The sequence below is a fragment of the Streptomyces sp. NBC_01410 genome (assembly GCF_045040195.1).
GTDB lineage: Bacteria > Actinomycetota > Actinomycetes > Streptomycetales > Streptomycetaceae > Streptomyces.
Genome location: NZ_CP109530.1, coordinates 3,453,196 through 3,471,729 on the forward strand (window position 1 = coordinate 3,453,196; position 18,534 = coordinate 3,471,729).

At 71.0% G+C, this 18,534-nt stretch carries 15 protein-coding genes and 1 tRNA gene; 2 read left to right on the top strand and 14 right to left on the bottom strand.

Translation table 11 applies throughout. The features are described from left to right. Positions 1 to 38 precede the first annotated feature (38 nt). The 5 genes from OG741_RS15795 to OG741_RS15815 form a co-directional block, all read right to left on the bottom strand. On the bottom strand, positions 39 to 680 hold the full coding sequence (locus OG741_RS15795; protein WP_266475993.1) for an IclR family transcriptional regulator: 642 nt from the start codon (positions 678 to 680) through the stop codon (positions 39 to 41). A 218-nt stretch (positions 681 to 898) separates the two neighbouring features. After that, entirely contained in the window at positions 899 to 2,689 is a 1,791-nt protein-coding gene (locus OG741_RS15800) for a DEAD/DEAH box helicase (RefSeq protein WP_405598300.1), read from the bottom strand. A gap of 121 nt (positions 2,690 to 2,810) precedes the next feature. Next, positions 2,811 to 3,179 carry a type II toxin-antitoxin system death-on-curing family toxin gene (locus tag OG741_RS15805; protein WP_405598303.1) on the bottom strand — a complete coding sequence of 123 codons (369 nt, stop codon included), beginning with the start codon at positions 3,177 to 3,179 and terminating at the stop codon, positions 2,811 to 2,813. Further along, positions 3,179 to 3,376: an Arc family DNA-binding protein gene (locus tag OG741_RS15810; protein WP_187740698.1), complete on the bottom strand. Its 198-nt coding sequence runs from the start codon at positions 3,374 to 3,376 to the stop codon at positions 3,179 to 3,181. Before OG741_RS15810 ends, OG741_RS15805 begins: the two co-directional genes overlap by 1 nt. Before the next feature lie 32 nt (positions 3,377 to 3,408). Next, positions 3,409 to 4,869, bottom strand: a complete 1,461-nt coding sequence (locus OG741_RS15815) for an MFS transporter (RefSeq protein ID WP_405598306.1) — start codon at positions 4,867 to 4,869, stop codon at positions 3,409 to 3,411. Between the two features lie 177 nt (positions 4,870 to 5,046). Between OG741_RS15815 and OG741_RS15820 the strand changes: the two genes are divergently transcribed. Beyond that, positions 5,047 to 5,118: transfer RNA gene (locus tag OG741_RS15820), tRNA-Cys, on the top strand. Between the two features lie 270 nt (positions 5,119 to 5,388). Here OG741_RS15820 and OG741_RS15825 read toward each other — a convergent pair. The 9 genes from OG741_RS15825 to OG741_RS15865 form a co-directional block, all read right to left on the bottom strand. Continuing rightward, positions 5,389 to 7,704, bottom strand: coding sequence for a xanthine dehydrogenase family protein molybdopterin-binding subunit (locus OG741_RS15825; protein ID WP_405598309.1), 2,316 nt, complete (start codon positions 7,702 to 7,704; stop codon positions 5,389 to 5,391). After that, positions 7,701 to 9,056: a 2Fe-2S iron-sulfur cluster-binding protein gene (locus OG741_RS15830; protein ID WP_405598312.1), complete on the bottom strand. Its 1,356-nt coding sequence runs from the start codon at positions 9,054 to 9,056 to the stop codon at positions 7,701 to 7,703. Before OG741_RS15830 ends, OG741_RS15825 begins: the two co-directional genes overlap by 4 nt. After that, the gene (locus OG741_RS15835) at positions 9,053 to 9,949 is read right to left on the bottom strand and encodes an FAD binding domain-containing protein (protein ID WP_328677403.1); all 897 of its coding nucleotides are present in this window, start codon (positions 9,947 to 9,949) and stop codon (positions 9,053 to 9,055) included. Before OG741_RS15835 ends, OG741_RS15830 begins: the two co-directional genes overlap by 4 nt. A gap of 288 nt (positions 9,950 to 10,237) precedes the next feature. Then, positions 10,238 to 11,872 (bottom strand): beta-N-acetylhexosaminidase, encoded by a 1,635-nt coding sequence (locus OG741_RS15840; RefSeq protein ID WP_405598315.1) that lies wholly within the window; start codon positions 11,870 to 11,872, stop codon positions 10,238 to 10,240. Between the two features lie 3 nt (positions 11,873 to 11,875). Then, the gene (locus OG741_RS15845) at positions 11,876 to 12,715 is read right to left on the bottom strand and encodes a carbohydrate ABC transporter permease (RefSeq protein WP_405605588.1); all 840 of its coding nucleotides are present in this window, start codon (positions 12,713 to 12,715) and stop codon (positions 11,876 to 11,878) included. 32 nt (positions 12,716 to 12,747) lie between these two features. After that, positions 12,748 to 13,701, bottom strand: a complete 954-nt coding sequence (locus OG741_RS15850; RefSeq protein WP_405605590.1) for a carbohydrate ABC transporter permease — start codon at positions 13,699 to 13,701, stop codon at positions 12,748 to 12,750. 695 nt (positions 13,702 to 14,396) lie between these two features. Next, positions 14,397 to 15,707 (bottom strand): extracellular solute-binding protein, encoded by a 1,311-nt coding sequence (locus OG741_RS15855; RefSeq protein ID WP_405598318.1) that lies wholly within the window; start codon positions 15,705 to 15,707, stop codon positions 14,397 to 14,399. Between the two features lie 246 nt (positions 15,708 to 15,953). Continuing rightward, a complete protein-coding gene (locus OG741_RS15860) occupies positions 15,954 to 16,247 on the bottom strand; it encodes a DUF3039 domain-containing protein (RefSeq protein WP_405598321.1) in 294 nt (97 codons plus the stop codon). A 30-nt stretch (positions 16,248 to 16,277) separates the two neighbouring features. After that, on the bottom strand, positions 16,278 to 16,838 hold the full coding sequence (locus OG741_RS15865; protein ID WP_266475975.1) for a YqgE/AlgH family protein: 561 nt from the start codon (positions 16,836 to 16,838) through the stop codon (positions 16,278 to 16,280). 253 nt (positions 16,839 to 17,091) lie between these two features. On the opposite strand from OG741_RS15865, the gene murA reads away from it, so the two are divergent. Further along, positions 17,092 to 18,432 carry a UDP-N-acetylglucosamine 1-carboxyvinyltransferase gene (gene murA / locus OG741_RS15870; RefSeq protein WP_324974028.1) on the top strand — a complete coding sequence of 447 codons (1,341 nt, stop codon included), beginning with the start codon at positions 17,092 to 17,094 and terminating at the stop codon, positions 18,430 to 18,432. Positions 18,433 to 18,534 lie beyond the last annotated feature (102 nt).

Here is an 18,534-nt window from a genome sequence, read left to right on the forward strand (position 1 = left end):
CGCCCCCGAACCGCACCGGCACCCCGCCAGGGGACCCGTCAGCGCAGCGCGTCCGCCACTTCCCTCGCCGCGTCGACCACCCTCGGGCCCACCCTCTCCGGGACCGAGTCCGAGAGCATCACCACGCCCACGCTCCCCTCTATCCCCGTCACCCCCACCAGCGCCGCGGCCGCACCGCTCGCGCCCGCCTCGAGTTCGCCGTGGGTGAGCGTGTATCCGGGTTCTTTCCCCTTGTTCTGGCGCGCGGCCAGGATCGCCTTGCCCGCAGCGCCCCGGTCCAGCGGGTGACGGAACCCGGCCCGGTAGGCCACGTGATAGTCCGTCCACGTCGGCTCGACGACCGCGACCGCGAGGGCCTCCGCGCCGTCGACGAGGGTGAGATGAGCCGTAGCCCCTATGTCCTCCGCGAGCGAGCGCAGCGCGGGCATCGCCGCCTCCCGCACCAGCGGGTGCACCTGGCGGCCCAGGCGCAGCACGCCCAGGCCCACCCGGGCGCGGCCGCCCAGGTCACGGCGGACGAGGGCGTGCTGCTCAAGGGTGGCGAGCAGACGGTAGACGACGGTTCGGTTGACGCCGAGTTTGGTGGACAACTCGGTGACGGTCAGCCCGTGGTCGGTGTCGGCGAGCAGCTTGAGGACACGCAGTCCCCGGTCGAGCGTCTGGGAAGTCTCCGCGGTCACGACGCCCTCTCCTTCGGAGTGAGTGACGGCGGTCCTCGGCGGAATCAGCGACACCGGTCCCATCGGCGACGCACCCCGAGGCCGCCGGCAGGCCCTGGCACACCGGCTGCGCTCCGCGGCGGCGCTGCCACGGGGCGTGTGCAATGCGGGGACAGTAGCGACCTGGTCCGCTCAGCGGAAGACCTCGTCCAGAATCCGGTCATCGGCGCGGGTCCGGATCACCGCATCCGCGTCGCCCACTCCTGAACCTTCTTGATCCGCTCGCGGATCTGCCCGGCCGTCGCCTCCGCGCTCGGCGGCCCGCCGCACACCCGCCGCAGCTCGGTGTGGATGACCCCGTGCGGCTTGCCGCTCTGGTGGACGTACGCGCCGACCATCGTGTTGAGCTGCTTCCTCAGCTCCAGCAGCTCCTTGTGGGAGACCACGGGACGCCGCTCGGCCGGCAGCTCCAGCAGATCGGCCTCGTCGTCCGGCTTCTTGCGGCTGTGCGCGATCTGCCGTGCCTGCCGCTTCTGGAGCAGGAGCTGCACCTGGTCGGGTTCGAGGAGCCCCGGGATGCCGAGGTAGTCCTGCTCCTCCTCGCTCCCCGGGTGTGCCTGCATGCCGAACTCGGCGCCGTCGTAGAGCACCCGGTCGAAGACCGCGTCGGACTCGAGCGCTTCGAAGGGGAGCATGTCCTGCTCGCCGGTGTCCTCGTCCTGCTGCTTCTCCGCCTCCGCCATTTCCTTCTCGGACTCGGCGTACGGGTCGTCCTCCCCGTCCTTCTTCGGCTTGTCGAGGACGTGGTCGCGCTCGACCTCCATCTCGTTGGCGAAGCCGAGGAGGTTGGGGATGGTCGGCAGGAAGACGGACGCGGTCTCGCCGCGCCGGCGGGACCGTACGAAGCGCCCCACCGCCTGCGCGAAGAAGAGCGGCGTCGAAATGGTGGTCGCGTACACGCCCACGGCGAGGCGCGGCACGTCGACGCCCTCGGACACCATGCGGACCGCGACCATCCAGCGGTCCTCGTTCTCGCTGAACTCCTCGATCCGCTGGGACGAGGCGGCTTCGTCGGAGAGAACGATGGTCGCCTTGGTGCCGGTGATCTCGCGGATCAGCTTGGCGTACGCACGCGCCGAGTCCTGGTCGGAGGCGATGACGAGACCGCCGGCGTCCGGGATGCTCTTCCTGACCTCCGTCAGCCGCTTGTCGGCGGCGCGCAGCACGTTCGGCATCCAGTCGCCGCGCGGGTCGAGCGCGGTGCGCCAGGCCTGCGAGATCGCGTCCTTGGTCATCGGCTCGCCGAGGCGCGCGGCGATCTCGTCGCCCGCCTTGGTGCGCCAGCGCATGTTGCCGCTGTAGCTGAGGAAGATGACGGGCCGCACGACCCCGTCGCCCAGAGCGTTCCCGTACCCGTAGGTGTAGTCGGCGGAGGACCGCCGGATCCCGTCGTTCCCTTCCTCGTACTGCACGAAGGGGATGGGGTTGGTGTCGGACCGGAAGGGCGTACCGGTCAGCGCGAGCCGCCGGGTCGCCGGGTCGAAGGCCTCCAGGCACGCCTCGCCCCACGACTTCGAGTCACCGGCGTGGTGAATCTCGTCGAGGATCACCAGGGTCTTGCGCTGCTCGCAGCGGTTGCGGTGGAGCATGGGCCGTACGCCGACACCCGCGTAGGTCACCGCGACGCCCTGGTACTCCTTGCTCAGCGGCCCGGCGCTGTACTCCGGATCGAGCTTGATGCCTATCCGCGCGGCGGCCGCGGCCCACTGCTTCTTGAGGTGCTCGGTGGGCGCGACGACGGTGATCTGCTGGACGACGTGATGGTGCAGCAGCCAGGAGGCGAGGGTGAGCGCGAAGGTGGTCTTACCGGCGCCGGGGGTGGCGACGGCGAGGAAGTCCCGTGGCTGCTCGTGGAGATACCGCTCCATGGCGCCCTGCTGCCAGGCACGCAGCTTGCTGGCGGTACCCCAAGGGGCACGCCCGGGGAACGCGGGCGAGAGGTGGTGGGAGTGGGAGGCGGTAGTAGTCACGGTCTCCGGTTCGACGCTCGTCCAGGTATGACAACCGGGCCACCCTACCGGTGGCCGGGTTGCTACCCGGCTCGAATGTCGCCGGTTCCGCCCCGATTGGGATCTGCCTCACATCTCGCGGTCACCGTGCGAAGCGCGGCAACTGTTCGGCGATCTTCGGTACGTCAAGCTGCCCTTGGCACACGTTCAGCACGAACTGTTCGGCTTGGTCCACTTCGAATCCAGCACTCAACGGGTGTCCGTTGATGTGCAGGAAGACCCACGTCGCGTACCAGGCGATGCGCTTGTTGCCGTCCACGAGGCCGTGGTTGCGAGCCAGCGACTCCATGAGTGCCGCGGCCTTCTGCCAGACGTCGGGGTAGGCGTCCTGACCGAACACGCTCGATCGCGGTCGAGCGAGAGCCGAGTCGAGCAGCCCGTAGTCACGCACCTCGTCGGCCCCGAGCCGTTCAGCAAGCCTGAGCAGCTCGGGGAGGGTGAGGTAGTTCATCAGGCGAGCCTCCGGTTGAGCTCTTCGCTCACCTTCAGCACGTGGTCCGCGGCCTCGTTGAAGAGACGCGAGTGCTCGTTTATGGCGGTAATCACGGCATCGTGGGCGAAGGACTGCATACTGCGGCCTTCCGCCTCCGCACGCTTGCGCAGGGCGTCGAGCTCTTCCTCGGTGAATCTCAGATTCAGACCAGCCATGCCTCAATGGTACCGAGTGGTACCGCATGGTGCTAGCGCTTCGATTCTCGCAGCCTCGTGCCCACCCACGCCCCCACCAGTGCCACCCCCGCCATCGGCAGAAACACCGCCGCGAAGGCCACGGGGTGCGAGCCCGCCGTCCCCGACGCGGCATGGGTCGCCCCCACCGCTCCCCCGCCCAGCGCGGCGAAGGCCGCGCCCCCGGCCGCCAGGAGCAGTACGTTCGACAAGCCGTCCGAGATCTGGAGCGCCGCAGAGTTCGCGCCCGCCTCCTCCGGTGCCGAGAGCTTCAGCAGCAGCACGCTCGTCGAGGCGAGCACCAGACCCATCCCGAAGCAGCCCACGCCCCACGCGACCCCCACGACCCACACCGGCACCGAAGCGATCAGCACACTCGGCGCCGTCGCGATCGCCGCCGCGACCAGCACCATCCCGGCGACCACCAGCGGCTGCCGGTACGGCTCCAGCCTCGGCCGGGACTGGACGTACGAGCCCAGCGCCCAGGTCGCCCCGCCGACCGCCAGCGAGAGCCCGGCCATCGTCGGCGACAGTCCCCGCTGGGTGACCAGCATCAGCGGTATGAAGGACTCCGCCGCGATGAAGGATCCGGCCGCGATCCCCCGCAGCAGTACGACGGAGGGCAGCCCGCGCGCGGCACGGTAGGTCCCGCGAGGGAGCAGTCCGAGGACGGCGGGCACCAGAAGGGCGACGCCCGCCGCGGCCGGGATCACCGACAGCCACCTCAGGTCCTGACCTGCGTACTGCAGCAGTCCTGCCCCCAGCGAGATGCCGAGCGCCAGCCGGATCCGCCGCCCGTCGAAGGACTGCCGCGGCGCGGACGGATCCGCCGGCCCGGAGGCCATCCGCCGTATCGCGGGCAGCGCGAGCGCCAGCGGGAAGACGACAAGAAGCGGGATGCCGATGAACACCCAGCGCCAGCCGAGGTGTTCGGTGACGGTCCCGGACGCGAGCGGCCCCACGACCGACGGGACAACCCAACTCGCGGCGAAGGCCGCCATGATCGCGGGCCGCAGCCGCTCCGGGTACGCCCGGCTGACGACCACGTACAGGGCCACGATCACCAGCCCCCCGCCGAGCCCCTGCACGGCCCGCCCGACGATGAAGAGCCACATCGCACTCGCGCTCCCGGCAAGCAGCAGCCCCGCCCCGAAGGCCGCGATCCCCGCGGCGAGCGGCCGCAGCGGCCCGTCCCGGTCGGCCCACTGCCCGGAGAGAACCATCGCGAAGAGGCTGGTCGTGAAGTACGCGGAGAAGGCGAAGGCGTACAACTCAATGCCGTGCAACTCCCGCGCGGCAACGGGCATCGCGGTCCCGACGGCGGTCGCCTCGAAGGCGATCAGCACGACGACGGAGACGATCCCGACACTGAGCGCACGATGCGCCCTGCCGAGAACGCCCTGCCCCTCGGGCACCACGTCTGCGTCGTCGGTCGGCGGCGTGACATCGGCGTCACGGGGTTCGAGGGCGGTCATGGCCCTCAGCGTAAGGGGCGTGGGCGGCGGTGGGCCCTGTCGCTGGACGGGACCCGACTGGTCCCTTGGTCGTACGACCGCGAACCGTGAACGCCGTATGGCAGTCGCATTGCAGCCCGGGGCGAAGCCTTGAGCGGCGTCTTGGCCCCGCCTACGGTCGACGTACTGGAGTCACACGGCCGTGTGCCCGAGTGGTTGAGGGACTCGCCTGCAAAGCGAGTTACGCCGGTTCGATTCCGGTCACGGCCTCTACCTGGCCTGACCAGGCAGAACGAGAAGGGCGGCACCCCCGGGGGTGCCGCCCTTTTGACCGCCCGTCTCAGTATCCGTCTCAGTTGACCTCAGAGGTTTGGCGAAGGGACGGGGAGCGACGCAGCCCGTTCGTCCAACACGGTGAAGTGGGACGAACGGGGCCGCAGCTCAGCAGCACTGCCCTGCCTGCTATTTTCGGGCCGGCCATACGCTTCGGCGGATCCGGGAACCTCAACCGGTTCTGCACGTGCAATGCGCGTCACACCGCTACGAGTTGGGAACCGCCACCGCCGCCTGAGCCCTGATCGGGAGCCTGTTGATCGGGCGGCCCGTCGCCGCGCGGACCGCTGAAGCCACCGCCGCGGGTGAGGTGACCACCGGAACCGCGCTTGCCGGCTTCGCGCCGAAGGGGGCCACCACGTCGCGTTCCTCGACCAGTTTGACGATGCGAATGTCCGGGGCGTCCAAGGCTGTCGGGAGTGCGTAGCCCGTCAGGTCCGGGTGGCGGACCAGGCCGCGGGCCGTGCGGAGGTTTTCTGTCAGGGCCGCGCCGACGCCCTGGGTGATGCCCGCTTCGATGCGGGTTGCCAGTTGGGCCGGGTTGAGGACGCGGCCCACGTCCTGGGCGACCGCCATTTCAACCACGCGGATCGAGCCCAGTTCGATGTCGACGTCGACCACCGCGCGGATCGCGCAGAAGGCCATGCCCACGAAGGCGTCGCCCTGGCCGGCCTCGTCGAGGGGTTCGGTGGGGTGGGGGCGGCACTGGGCCGTTGCCCAGAGTTCCTTGCCGTCCATCGCCTCGGTGACCGTCGTCGACAGGACGCCGTCGTACGACGTGATCTTGCCGTCGGTGATCTGGAGGAGCTCGGTGGACATGCCGAACTTGTGGGCGAGGGGCTGCAGCAGCTGGGTGCGGACCATCTTCGCCGCCCGCTCGACGGCGCCGCCGGAGACCCAGGTGTGGCGGCCGTGGGCGGCCGGGCCCGCCGGGGGCTGGTCCGTGTCGACCGAGGCCACGTGGACCTCTTCGAGGCCCAGTGTCTCCTGGACGATCTGGCGGGCGAGGGTGGAGAAGCCCTGGCCGGTCTCGACGGCCGCGCAGATCACCGTCGCGACGCCGTCGTGGACCTTGACCGTCGCCGTGGAGACCTCGTCGGTGCCTTCCGCCCCGAGCATGTGGACCATGCCCAGTGCGTAGCCGACGCCTCGGCGGATCGCGCCGGGCTCGCCCGCGCCCTCCGGGCCGCCGGGCAGGAGCCAGGCCGCTTCCGGGGTGTCCTTGGGGAGGGTGGGGAGGGGGAAGTCCCGTACGGCCTGGAGGAGTTCGGCCACGGGCGCAGGGCAGGTGACCGTCTGGCCCGTGGGGAGGATGTCTCCCGTCGCCAGCGCGTTGCGCAGGCGCAGGTCCACGGGGTCGAGGCCGAGCTTCCCGGCCAGCTTGTCCATCTGCGCCTCGTACGCCGCGCACACCTGCATCGCTCCCTCGCCGCGCACATGGCCGGAGGGAGGGTTGTTCGTACGGACCGCCCAGCCCTCGATGAAGGCGTGGGGGACGACGTAGGGACCGCAGGCGAAAGCGACGGCTGCCGCGAGGGATTCGGAGGAGGCGTCGGCGTACGCGCCCGCGTCGAGGAGGAGTTGGGCCTCGACCTTGACCAGGTGGCCCTCGGCGTCCGCGTGGTGGCGGTAGCGCAGCAGCGTCGGGTGGCGGTGGGCGTGGCCGAGGAAGGACTCCTCGCGGGTGGCGGTCAGTTTGACCGGGCAGCCGGTCTTCAACGCCAGCAGTCCCAGCGGGAGTTGGAAGCCGGGGTCCTCGCGGTCGCCGGTCGCACCCGGGACGCCGGTGACCACGACCTTCACCCGGTCCGGCTCCAGGCCGAAGCACGCGGCCGCCAGATCGCGGTCGGTGTGGGGGTCGGTCGACGCGGCGTACAGCTCGACGCCGCCGTCGGGGCGCGGGACGGCGAGGCCGGCCTCGGCGCCGATGGGCGCCGGGTCCTGGCGGCCGATGCGGTACAGGCCCTCGACGATCACCTCGCCCGTCGCGTCCGGGTCGCCGTAGCGCAGCGGGATGTGGCGGATGAGATTGCCGTCGGGGTGCAGGGGTTCGGCGGCGAAGGCCTTCTCGGGGTCGGTGACCGGGTCGAGTACTTCGTACTCGACGGCGATCGCCGCGGCGGCGAGGCGGGCCGTGTCGGGGTGGTCCGCGGCGACGGCCGCGATCGCCTCGCCGTGGTGGCGGACGAGGTCGGAGGCGAAGACGGGACGGTCGGCGATACGCCTGCCGTACGAGGAATCGCCCGGGATGTCCTCATGGGTCACTACGGCTCGTACGCCGGGCATCTCGAGGGCCGCGGACGTGTCGATCGAGCCGATCCGCGCGTGCGGGTGCGGGGAGCGCAGGATCGCCGCCCACAGCAGCCCCTCGGCCCACAGGTCGGCGGCGTACGGGAAGGTGCCCTCGGTCTTGGCGCGGGCATCGGCCGGCGGGAGCGACGCGCCGATGCCGTGGGCCGGCGCCTCGGGCTGCCCGGCGTCGACCGTCCGGGGCGTCGCGGTGGTGGCCGCGTCGTTGCTCACGCCATGCCTCCGTCGTGCGGGTGGGGCTGCACACTACCGGCGCCGGGGGGCGCCTGGTGCGGGATGCGGGCTTCCTCGCTCGCCTCGGTGGCGGCCGCGGCACTCGCGGCACGTTCGGCGACCACCTCGCGTACGGCTTCGAGGACGCCCCGGTAACCGGAGCAGCGGCAGAGGTTGCCGCACACGGCCTGGCGGGTCTCGAGCTCCGTGGGGGCGTGGTTGCCCTCCAGGAGGTCGTGGACGGTCATCGCCATGCCGGGGACGCAGAAGCCGCACTGGACCGCGCCGCAGCCCGCCAGGGCGCGCTGGACGTCGGAGGGCTCGCCGTCGGCGGCGAGGCCCTCGACCGTACGGACCTCGGAGCCGGCGGCGGTCGCGGCGGGGACCAGGCATGAGGCGACCAGACGGCCGTCGACCTGGACGTTGCACGCGCCGCACTCGCCCTGCGAGCAGCCGTCCTTGGCGCCGGCGAGGCCGAGGCGCTCGCGCAGCACATAGAGCAGGGATTCGCCGATCCAGGCGTCGGTGACGGGGCGGTCGGTGCCGTTGACGCGCAGGACGTAGGAGGTGGGCGGGTGTTCGTCGCTGTCGATGGAGGAGCTGAGGACAGCGGCCTCCTGCTCGGGCTCCGAAGCCGCCTCGGGGGCAGTCTCGGGGGACGCCTCCGCGGTTTCCCCGGGCGGCTGCCCGGACGGGTCGCCAGGGGTCTGCCCGGGCAGCGCCGCGGCACTGAGCGGCTCGGGGACCGGCTCCTCGGCCACGGCGGGCTCCGGGGCCGTCGCCCAGGGCGCGGTCGCACCGCCCGGCAGCGTGGCCGGGGCGTCGGGGGACGGCGCCCACGGGGCAGCGGCCCCGCCCGGCAGCGTGGCGGGCGCGGCGCCCCACTGGGACCGCAGCGCGGATGTCGTGAACTCGCCGGACTCCTCAGGAAGATCGCCGTCGGCCACCGGGATCGTCCACTGGCCGGTCAGCTCGGAAGCGGACGGGGCCGGGGCGGGCTCCGCCTCGGTGAAGGTCCACTGACCCGTGGCATGCGGGTCGACACGTTCGGCGTGCGGGGCCTCGGGCTCCGGCCAGCGGACCGCCGCGGGCCCACCCGTCGGCTGGTGCACGGCCCAGCTGCCCGTCGCGCCCGGATCGGCGGCGTCGGGGGCGGGAGGCGAGATCACCGGCGGTACGTAGCCGTGCCCCGGCGCCTCGAGCGGCGCGGCGTCCAGCATGCCCTCGGGCGGCAACTGCAGGAAGGCCGTGGCCTCGGCGTCGTACTCGCCGCCGTGCGGAATCGGCTGCCAGCCGCCCTGCTCCGGCGGGAGCTCGTGCGGCATTTCGCGCGAATTCTCCTCATTGCTCACGACAGCGCCCTCCCCAGTGCACGTCGGGCCAGCGCGGCGACGGTGCGCCGCAGATGCAGTACGGCGGGCGGCAGCACGGGCTGTTCCTCGCCCTGCGCGGCCGGCGCCGGATCCGGAATGCACGCTGCCGCGACGTACTCGCCGAAGGCCGCCAGCGCCTCGCTCGCGAGGCCGCGCTCGCCGTCCCAGTCGATCAGCGACGCGATCCACCGCTCGGCCTCCAGCGGCCGCAGCGGCATCGGCGCGATCGCACCAACCGCGCAGCGCACCCCGCGCCGCGCCGGATCGAGGACGACCGCGACGGACGCGCCCGCGCGGCCCGGCCCGGTGCGCCCGGTGGCCTTCAGGAAGACCTGGGGGGCGTGCAGGAGCGGGACGCGTACGAAGCCGATCAGTTCGGCGGGGGCGAGCATTTCGCGGCCCGCCAGCAGGTGGGACACGGGAATCTCGCGGCGGGTGCCGCCGGGGCCCGCGATGACCAGGTCCGCCTCCAGGGCGGCCAGCACGGGCAGCGTGTCCCCGGTGGGGGACGAGGTGGCGATATTGCCGCCGAGCGTGCCAGCGTTACGGATCTGCGGCGGGCCCGCCGCGCGCGCGGACGCGGCCAGCGCGGGAATGAGGGCGGCGAAGTCGGGCCGCCCCATCCGCGCGTGGGTCAGTCCGGCGCCGAGCAGTGCGTGTCCGTCCTGGTAGCGCCAGCCGCGGATCTCGCTGATGCGGCCGAGGCCGACGAGACCGGCCGGACGGAGCTGCCCTTTGTTGACGGCGGCCATGAGGTCGGTGCCGCCCGCGACAGGCACGGCGGCGGGCATGGCGGTGAGCGCCGCCACGGCCTCGTCGAGCGAAGCCGGCAGCGTCACCGACTGCGCCGCCTGCGGTGCGTGCGTGGTCACCCAGCTGCCCCTTCCCGGTGTCCCGGCTGTCCCGCCTTTGTTGCCGTACCGTACGTGCTCACAGCCCGGACGTGGCAACTCTGGCACATCTTCCGAGCCGACCGACGAGAGGGTCCGCGAAGGGCATATCCGTACCGGATATACCGTCTCGCGACGTTGGTCCGTTTTGGAACACCGTCGGCGCCACATGCGGATTGCCACTCTTCGGCGACCGATGTGCGGCTTTTTCCTTGCGCGCTTCAACCGTCCCAGGGCAGCGGGCGCCGGATATGCGAGTTCCGGCCGGGCTCACACGTTTGGGGGCGCACCCTCGATCGGGCGTCCGATGCTGCCTTTCATTCCTTCGGGGGCGGGACGCTTCTGCCACGGCAACGGGCCCCCGGGCGGCCGGTAGTCGACGCCGAGCGCGTCAAGGCGCCTGTAATGGACCGTCATTCGCCGTTCGAAATCCGCGAAGTCACGCTCGGCGGGTGCGGGCAGCGCGGACCAGGCGACCTCTGCGAATGCGGCCAGCCTCGGAAAGACCTGGTAGTCGACCCGGGAGCGGTCCTGCATCACCTCGGTCCAGACATTGGCCTGGGTACCGAGGACGTGCGCGGCGGCCTCGGGCGACAGGGCAGAGGGAACGGGCTCGAAGCGATAGACGTCCTCAAGGGTGCGTACGTACCCGATGGGCATCGGCTCCTCCGGGCCGCCGTGCTGCCGGTGGTCCAAGTACACGTGCTGCTCGGGGCACATGACGACGTCGTGACCGGCCTCGGCGGCGGCGATACCGCCGGCGTATCCACGCCAGGAGGAGACGGCGGCGCCGGGCGCGAGGCCGCCCTGAAGGATCTCGTCCCAGCCGATGAGGCGGCGGCCGCGCTCGGCGAGCCAGGTGTCGAAATGCCGGATGAACCAGGACTGGAGCTCCTCCTCGCCCTTCAGCCCCAGCTCCTCGATGCGCGCCTGGGCGGCCGGGGACGCCTTCCACTGGTCCTTGGGGCACTCGTCGCCGCCGACGTGGACGAAGGTGGACGGGAAGAGGTCGAGGAGCTCCTCGAAGACGCCCTCGTAGAAGCGAAGGGTGTTGTCAGTGGGGGCGAGTACGTTCGGATTGACGCCCCAGTTGTCCCACACGGAGAGGGAGGTCGTATCGATGACGTCGGTGTTGCCGAGTTCCGGATATGCGGCGATGGCCGCCTGCGAGTGGCCGGGGATGTCGATCTCTGGGACGACGGCGATATGCCGCTCGGCGGCGTACGCCACGATCTCGCGGATGTCGTCCTGCGTGTAGTAACCGCCGTGCGGCCGCTCGTCCCAGAGCTCGGAGGCGCGATGGCCGTATTTGGTGCGTGGGCGCCAGGCTCCGACCTCGGTGAGCCGCGGGTGGCGCTTGATCTCGACGCGCCAGCCCTGGTCGTCGGTGAGGTGGAAGTGAAAGACGTTGAGCTTGTGGGCGGCGAGCAGATCGAGATAGCGCAGGACGTCGGCCTTGGGCATGAAGTGCCGTGAGACGTCGAGCATGAGGCCGCGCCAGGGGAAGCGGGGGCTGTCCTCGACGACTTGCATCGGCAGGGCCGCTGTGGTCCTGGCGACGGGCGCCTGGCGAAAGGCCTCCGTGCCCAGCAGTTGACGCAGCGTCTGGGCGCCCCAGAAGACGCCCGCCGCGTCGCCGCCTGCGATCTCCACGCCCACTGCCGAGGCCACTGTCAGCCGGTACGCCTCGGGCCGCAGCGAGTTGTCGATGCGCAGGGTGAGCCTGTTGCGCGTGGCCTGCGGCGCGGGTGGGAGCGGCAGGCCGAAGGCCGCGCCGAGTGCGGAGCGCAGCCACCGCTCCGTCCGCTCCGTGCCGGGTCCGGCGGCGATGGACGTACGGGCGTCCATGACGAAGCCGCAGCGGTACGGGCCTTCGATGTTCGACGGGGCCGGGATCAGGTCCATCACTCACTCCTTGATGGCGCCGCCCAGGCCGGAGACCAGGCGTCGCTGTACGAGTACGAAGAAGACGAGCACCGGGACGGTCATCACGGTAGAGGCCGCCATGATCCCGCCCCAGTCGTTCTCGTCCGGCTTGAAGAAGACGAGCAGCGCCATCGGCAGCGTCGACTGCGAGGTGTCGCTGATGATGAAGGACTTGGCGAACAGGAAGTCGTTCCATGTCGAGATGAACGAGAACACGCTCGTCGCCACGAGGCCCGGGAAGACGAGCGGGAAGAGGATCTGCCACAGGAACCGGGTCCGGCTCGCGCCGTCGATGTACGCCGCCTCCTCAAGTGCCTCAGGGACCGCCTTCACGAAGCCCCGCAGCATCCAGATCGCGAACGGCAACGAGAAGGCAATGTGCGGCAGGATCAGCGAGCCGAGGGTGTTCAGCCGGCCGAAGTCCCGCATCAGGAAGAACAGCGGGATCGTCAGTGCCTCGACCGGCACCATCTGCGCGACGAGAAACATGATCAGCAGGGTCGTGCGGAACCGGAAACGGAACCGGGTGACCGCCGTCGCCGCCAGGAAAGCGATCAGCGCGGAGGCGAGGACGACCACGCCCGCGACGAACAAGCTGTTGAGGAAATACCGGCCGAATTCCTGCTGTTCGAAGACGCGGCGGAAGGAGTCGAGCGAGGGGGAAAACGTCCACGGGCGCGCCTTCGTCGACTGGATCTCGCCCGCCGGTTTGAACGCGGAGAGCGCCATCCAGTACAGCGGGAAAGCGACGACGACCGCGATGAGGAGGGCGGACGCCTCGGCGGCGAGGCGCCAGGGGTGCCGGGGACGCATGGGGTGCATGGGGCGCACGGGGCGGTGAATGCGGGGCAGGCTCACAGCTCTTCTCCCTGGCGTCGCAGCAGGCGCAGATATACGAGGGTGACGGCGAGCAGAATCAGCAGCATCACGACGCCGATGGCCGAGCCCAGGCTGTACTGGGACGAGGCGAAAGCCTTCTGATAGGCGTACACATTGAGCACGAGATTCTGTCCGGCGATGCCGCCGCCGTTCGTCATCACATAAATCTGGGTGAAGACCTTGAAGTCCCAGATGATCGACTGGATGGTCACGACGACGAGAATGGGGCGCAGCATCGGTGCCGTGACGGAGCGCCAGATCCGCCACTGCGAGGCGCCGTCGAGGGAGGCGGCCTCCAGGACTTCGGAGGGGATCACCTTGATGCCCGCGTAGACGGTGACCATCACGAACGGGAACGAGCACCAGACGACTTCGAGGAGCACGAGCGCGAAGGCGCTGTAGCGCCCGTACGTCCAGGAGAAGTCGCCGAGTCCGAGGAGCCGGTTGACCGGTCCGTAGTCCGGGTCGAAGAGGAAGACCCAGACGGTGGAGCCGGTGATGGCGGGGGTCGCCCAGGCGCCGAGGGCGGCGAGCATGAGGGCGAGGCGGGGGACGGCGCGTACGCGCGTGAGCAGGACGGCGAGGGCGCAGCCGACGGCGAGCGTGGCGAGGACGCAGGCCGCGGCGAAGGCGAGCGTGGCGAGCAGGACCTGCCAGAACTGGCTGTCGGCGAAGAGGGTGCGGTAGTTGCCGAGCCCCTGGAAGGTGGTGGGCTCGCCGCCGCTGACCTGGGCCTGGGTGTACTCGAGGAAGGAGATCAGGCCGAGCTGGTAGATGGGGTAGACGAGGAGCGCGCCGAGAACGACGAGCGCGGGCGCGAGGTAGAGCCACGGGGTCCAGCCCCCACGCCCCCGCCGCGGGACGAGCGAACTCCTGGCGGCCTTGGGCCCGCGGGCCGATCCCGCTCCGGCTGCGCGGCCCGCCCCCAGGCCGCGGGTGGCGCCCGCCGCCGCAGGTGCCCCGCGGCGCGGGGGGCCGTCCGGGGCGCCCGGCCCAACCGCCTCACCGCCCTGCACCGGGATCCCCGCACCCGGGCGGTCCGGGCCGCCCGTCGCACCGGCGTACGCAGCCGTGCGAGTTGGCGCACCCGCCTCGCCGACAGGCGATCTAGCCCAGCCGTACGGGCCCTCGCCGCCGGGCGACGCGATCCCCGCACCCGAGCCGTCCGGGCCGCCCGTGACGCCGACCGCCTCAGCACCGTCGGCCGAGGCGCCGATCCCGCCGACGTGCACCCCCGCCGCGCCGCGCTCTCCCGGGCCGTCAGAGCCGCCCGTCGCACCAGCCGTCGTAACGGCGCCAGTTGGCACATCCCCCTCGCCGACAGGCGAACCAGCCCGGCCGTACAGGCCCTCGCCGCCCTGCGCCGGGAACCCCGCACCCGAGCCGTCCGGGCCACCCGTGACGCCGACCGACCCAGCACCGTCGGCCGAGGCGCCGATCCCGCCGACGTGCGCAGCCGCCGCGCCGCGCGGGCCCGAGCCGTCCGGGGCACCGGGCCCAACCGCCTCACCGCCGGGCGCCGAGGCCCCCGCACTCTGGCGGCCCGGGCCGCCCGTCGCACCAGCCGCCGCAGCCGCGCCCTCCTGGGGCGTTCGCTCCGCGTTCGCGTCGTTCGTCATCGCGTTCAGCCCGCGGCAGCGAACGCCGCGTCCATCTTCTTGGCCGCGTCGTCCGACGCCCGCGCCACGTCCTTCTTGCCGCTCACGATCTCCTGGAGCATCGTCGGCAGCACCAGCGACGCGTCGATCTGACCCCAGCCCGGAGACGCCGGCACGAACTTCGTGCCCGCACCCAGCGTCCGTACGAACGGCTCGACGAAGGGCTCCTTCGTCGCCACCTCCCCGCGGACGTCCGTGTACGTCGGCAGGAAGCCCATCGCCTCGAACAGCTTGCGCTGCGTCTCCTTGCCCGCGAACTGCTTCATCAGGTCCACCGCCAGCGTGCGGTGCGAACTGCTCTTCAGGACGCCGATGTTGTTGCCGCCCGCGAACGCCGGCGCGATCGAGCCCGCCTGCCGGCCCGGCAGCGGCACGACCGCGTACTTGCCCTTCACCGCCCCCGCCTCCACCGCTTGGTGGCTGAAGTCGCCGCCGATCGCCATCGCCGCCTTGCCGGACGCGAACGCCGTCACCGTCGCGTTGCCGCCCATCGAGGCGCACTTCGCGGCCGGGCAGTTGTCCTCGCCGAAGAGCGAGGTGTACGCCGTGATGCCCTTCCGCGCGGCCGGGCTGTTGATCGCCGCCCTGTACGCACCGCCGCTCTCCTCGGCGATCTCGCCGCCCTGCGCCCAGATGAACGGCATCGCCCCGTATGTGTACGCACCGCCGACCGCGAGCCCGTACAGCTCCGGCTTCGCCTTGTGGATCTTCCTGGCGGTGGCGATCAGCTCGTCCTGGGTCTTGGGGGCCGTGATCCCCAACTCCTTGAAGACATCGGTGCGGTAGTAGAGCGCCCGTACGCCGACGAACAGCGGCGCGCCGTAGATCTTGCCGCCGACCGTGACCGAGGTCCGCGCCGTCGGGTCGGTGTCCTTCGCCTCGGCCCAGGCGGCGAACTCCGCGCTGATGTCGGCGAGTCCGCCGTCCTTCACGTATCCCGCCGTGTCCGTGTTGCCGTACTCGATCAGGTCCGGCGCGCTCTTCGGGTCGTTGAACGCCGCCTTGACGCGCTGGGCCCGCGTCTCGACCGGTATGTACTCGACCTCGACCTCGACCTTCGCGTCCTTGTGCGCCGCGCGAAAGGCGGCGACGGCGTCGCCGACGACCTTCTCCTTGGGCTTGTTGTTGACCTCCTGGAAGAGCCAGACGCGCAGGGTGCCGCTCTTGTCGTCCTTCTGGGCGCTGTTGTCGGAGGTCTGGGGTGCGCAGGCGGTGCCGGTGAGACCTGCGAGCACAAGTGCCGCGGCGGGGGCGGCGATTCGGGCGATCAGCTTCATGCGTGGTCCCCTACGAGTAGACGTTGCACAGAATGCAACGCACGTTTCGTGCTGCACAACACGCAGGAGGCTAAAGCCACGGCCAACAACCGGACAAGAGGTCTCGACCACTCTGTGACCGGGAGAAGCACCCCGTGCAACGGGGAAGGAACGCGAACGGCCCCCGAGACGCGCGTGCATGCGCGTCCCGGGGGCCGTCCCCTGCGGCAGGACTGCCGCTCTCAGACCTGTTTCAGACCTGTCGGACTACTTCTTGTCCTTGCCGCCCTTGTCCTTGTCCTTGTCGCCACCAGGGCCCATGGACTCGTAGATCTCCTTGCACATCGGGCAGACCGGGTACTTCTTGGGGTCGCGCCCCGGCACCCAGACCTTCCCGCACAGTGCCACCACCGGAGTGCCCTCGAGGGCACTCGCCATGATCTTGTCCTTCTGGACGTAATGGGCGAAGCGCTCGTGGTCGCCGTCGCCGTGCGACAACTGCGGCGTCGGCTCTACGAGGGTCCCCGCGCCTGTCCCGCGCTCGGGCTCAAGAGTGCTCATAACCGCCAAGGGTACTGAACGCCGCACCGCTCAGTTCAGCGACGGGTCGTCCGGATAGGTGGCGAACATCGCGAGTTCGCTGCGCTGCCTGCGCAGGACCGCCCGCCACAGGCTCTCCGGCCTGGGCGAGGACACGTCACCCGGCTCCGATTCGACGACGTACCAGGCGCCGTCGTTCAGCTCCTCCTCCAGCTGGCCGGGGCCCCATCCGGCGTACCCCGCGAAGATCCGCAGGGAACCGAGCGCCCCGCCGAGCAGCTCCGGCGGCGCCTCGAGATCGACCAGGCCGATCGCGCCGTACACCCGCCGCCAGCCGAGCGGGCCCTCGTCGCCCGGTATCACGGCGACACCGAGAGCCGAGTCGAGGGAGACCGGGCCGCCCTGGAAAACCACCCCCGGCTCACCGGCGAGCGCGGCCCATCCCTCCAGGATGTCGCCGACCACCACGGGGGTCGGCCGGTTGAGAACCACGCCGAGCGAGCCCTCGTCGTCGTGGTCGAGCAGCAGGACCACCGCCCTGTCGAAGTTGGGATCGGCGAGGACGGGGGTGGCGACGAGCAGCCGCCCTGTGAGCGAGGACACCTCGGTCATGCGAGACATGATCCCGCATCTTCGCCCTCCGCGGGGAGCGGGCGGCACAGTGTGAGCCCACGCAGCTCAGGGCGCGACACGGGCTCCGGCAGCCCGGAGCCCGAGCGGTGACGCTGCGCAAGGTCGGGTGAACCGAGCGTGTTGTGCCCAATTCATTACGCTCCCGGAGCGTCCTTGGCCTTACGGGACAGGGGTGGACGCCCCTTACCCTTTTCACTTGTCCCCTGTCCGACCACTCCGGAACGCGAGATTCATGACCGGCACCGACGATGTACTGCTTGTCCACGGCGGCACCCCGCTGGAGGGCGAGATCCGCGTCCGCGGCGCGAAGAACCTCGTGCCCAAGGCTATGGTCGCCGCTCTGCTCGGCAGCGAGCCGAGCCGACTGCGCAATGTGCCCGACATCCGTGACGTGCGCGTCGTGCGCGGACTGCTGCAGCTGCACGGTGTGACGGTGCGCCCCGGCGACGAGCCGGGTGAGCTGGTGCTCGACCCCTCGCACGTCGAGAGCGCGAACGTCGCCGACATCGATGCCCACGCAGGCTCTTCGCGTATCCCGATCCTCTTCTGCGGTCCGCTGCTGCACCGGCTCGGACATGCGTTCATTCCGGGCCTGGGCGGCTGTGACATCGGCGGCCGGCCCATCGACTTCCACTTCGAGGTGCTGCGCCAGTTCGGCGCGACGATCGAGAAGCGGGCGGACGGACAGTACCTGGAGGCCCCGCAGCGGCTGCGCGGCACCAAGATCCGGCTGCCGTACCCCTCGGTCGGCTCGACCGAGCAGGTGCTGCTGACGGCCGTACTGGCCGAGGGCGTCACGGAGCTGTCGAACGCGGCCGTCGAGCCCGAGATCGAGGACCTCATCTGCGTACTGCAGAAGATGGGCGCGATCATCTCGATGGACACCGACCGGACGATCCGGATCACCGGTGTCGACAAGCTCGGCGGCTACACCCACCGGGCGATCCCGGACCGCCTGGAGGCGGCCTCCTGGGCGTCGGCGGCGCTGGCGACCGAGGGCAACATCTATGTGCGCGGGGCGCAGCAGCGCTCGATGATGACGTTCCTGAACACCTACCGGAGGGTGGGTGGCGCGTTCGAGATCGACGACGAGGGCATCCGCTTCTGGCACCCGGGCGGCGCGCTGAAGGCGATCGCCCTGGAGACGGACGTGCACCCCGGTTTCCAGACCGACTGGCAGCAGCCGCTGGTGGTGGCCCTGACGCAGGCGGCGGGCCTGTCCATCGTCCACGAGACGGTGTACGAGTCGAGGCTCGGCTTCACCTCCGCGCTCAACCAGATGGGTGCGCACATCCAGCTGTACCGCGAGTGCCTGGGCGGCTCGGACTGCCGCTTCGGCCAGCGCAACTTCCTCCACTCGGCGGTCGTGTCCGGCCCGACGAAGCTCCAGGGCGCGGACCTGGTCATCCCGGACCTGCGCGGCGGCTTCTCGTACCTGATCGCGGCGCTGGCGGCGCAGGGGACGTCGCGGGTGCACGGGATCGACCTGATCAACCGTGGCTACGAGAACTTCATGGAGAAGCTCGAGAAGCTCGGCGCGAAGGTGGAGCTGCCGGGCGGCAAGCTCGTCTGAGGCGGGGCGGGGCGCCTGCGGCGGGCTTGTCCCCGACCCGCCCCTTCCCGAACTGGGGGCAAGCCCCCAGACCCCGTATGCGACCTCCGGCCGCATGTCCTC

Excerpts from the sequence above, each read along its gene's own strand:
- OG741_RS15815 (WP_405598306.1), bottom strand. The coding sequence starts at position 4,869 with ATGACCGCCCTCGAACCCCGTGACGCCGATGTCACGCCGCCGACCGAC.
- OG741_RS15865 (WP_266475975.1), bottom strand. The coding sequence starts at position 16,838 with ATGACCGAGGTGTCCTCGCTCACAGGGCGGCTGCTCGTCGCCACCCCC.
- OG741_RS15845 (WP_405605588.1), bottom strand. The coding sequence starts at position 12,715 with ATGCACCCCATGCGTCCCCGGCACCCCTGGCGCCTCGCCGCCGAGGCG.
- murA (WP_324974028.1), top strand. The coding sequence starts at position 17,092 with ATGACCGGCACCGACGATGTACTGCTTGTCCACGGCGGCACCCCGCTG.
- OG741_RS15840 (WP_405598315.1), bottom strand. The coding sequence starts at position 11,872 with ATGGACCTGATCCCGGCCCCGTCGAACATCGAAGGCCCGTACCGCTGC.
- OG741_RS15855 (WP_405598318.1), bottom strand. The coding sequence starts at position 15,707 with ATGAAGCTGATCGCCCGAATCGCCGCCCCCGCCGCGGCACTTGTGCTC.
- OG741_RS15810 (WP_187740698.1), bottom strand. The coding sequence starts at position 3,376 with ATGGCTGGTCTGAATCTGAGATTCACCGAGGAAGAGCTCGACGCCCTG.
- OG741_RS15805 (WP_405598303.1), bottom strand. The coding sequence starts at position 3,179 with ATGAACTACCTCACCCTCCCCGAGCTGCTCAGGCTTGCTGAACGGCTC.
- OG741_RS15860 (WP_405598321.1), bottom strand. The coding sequence starts at position 16,247 with ATGAGCACTCTTGAGCCCGAGCGCGGGACAGGCGCGGGGACCCTCGTA.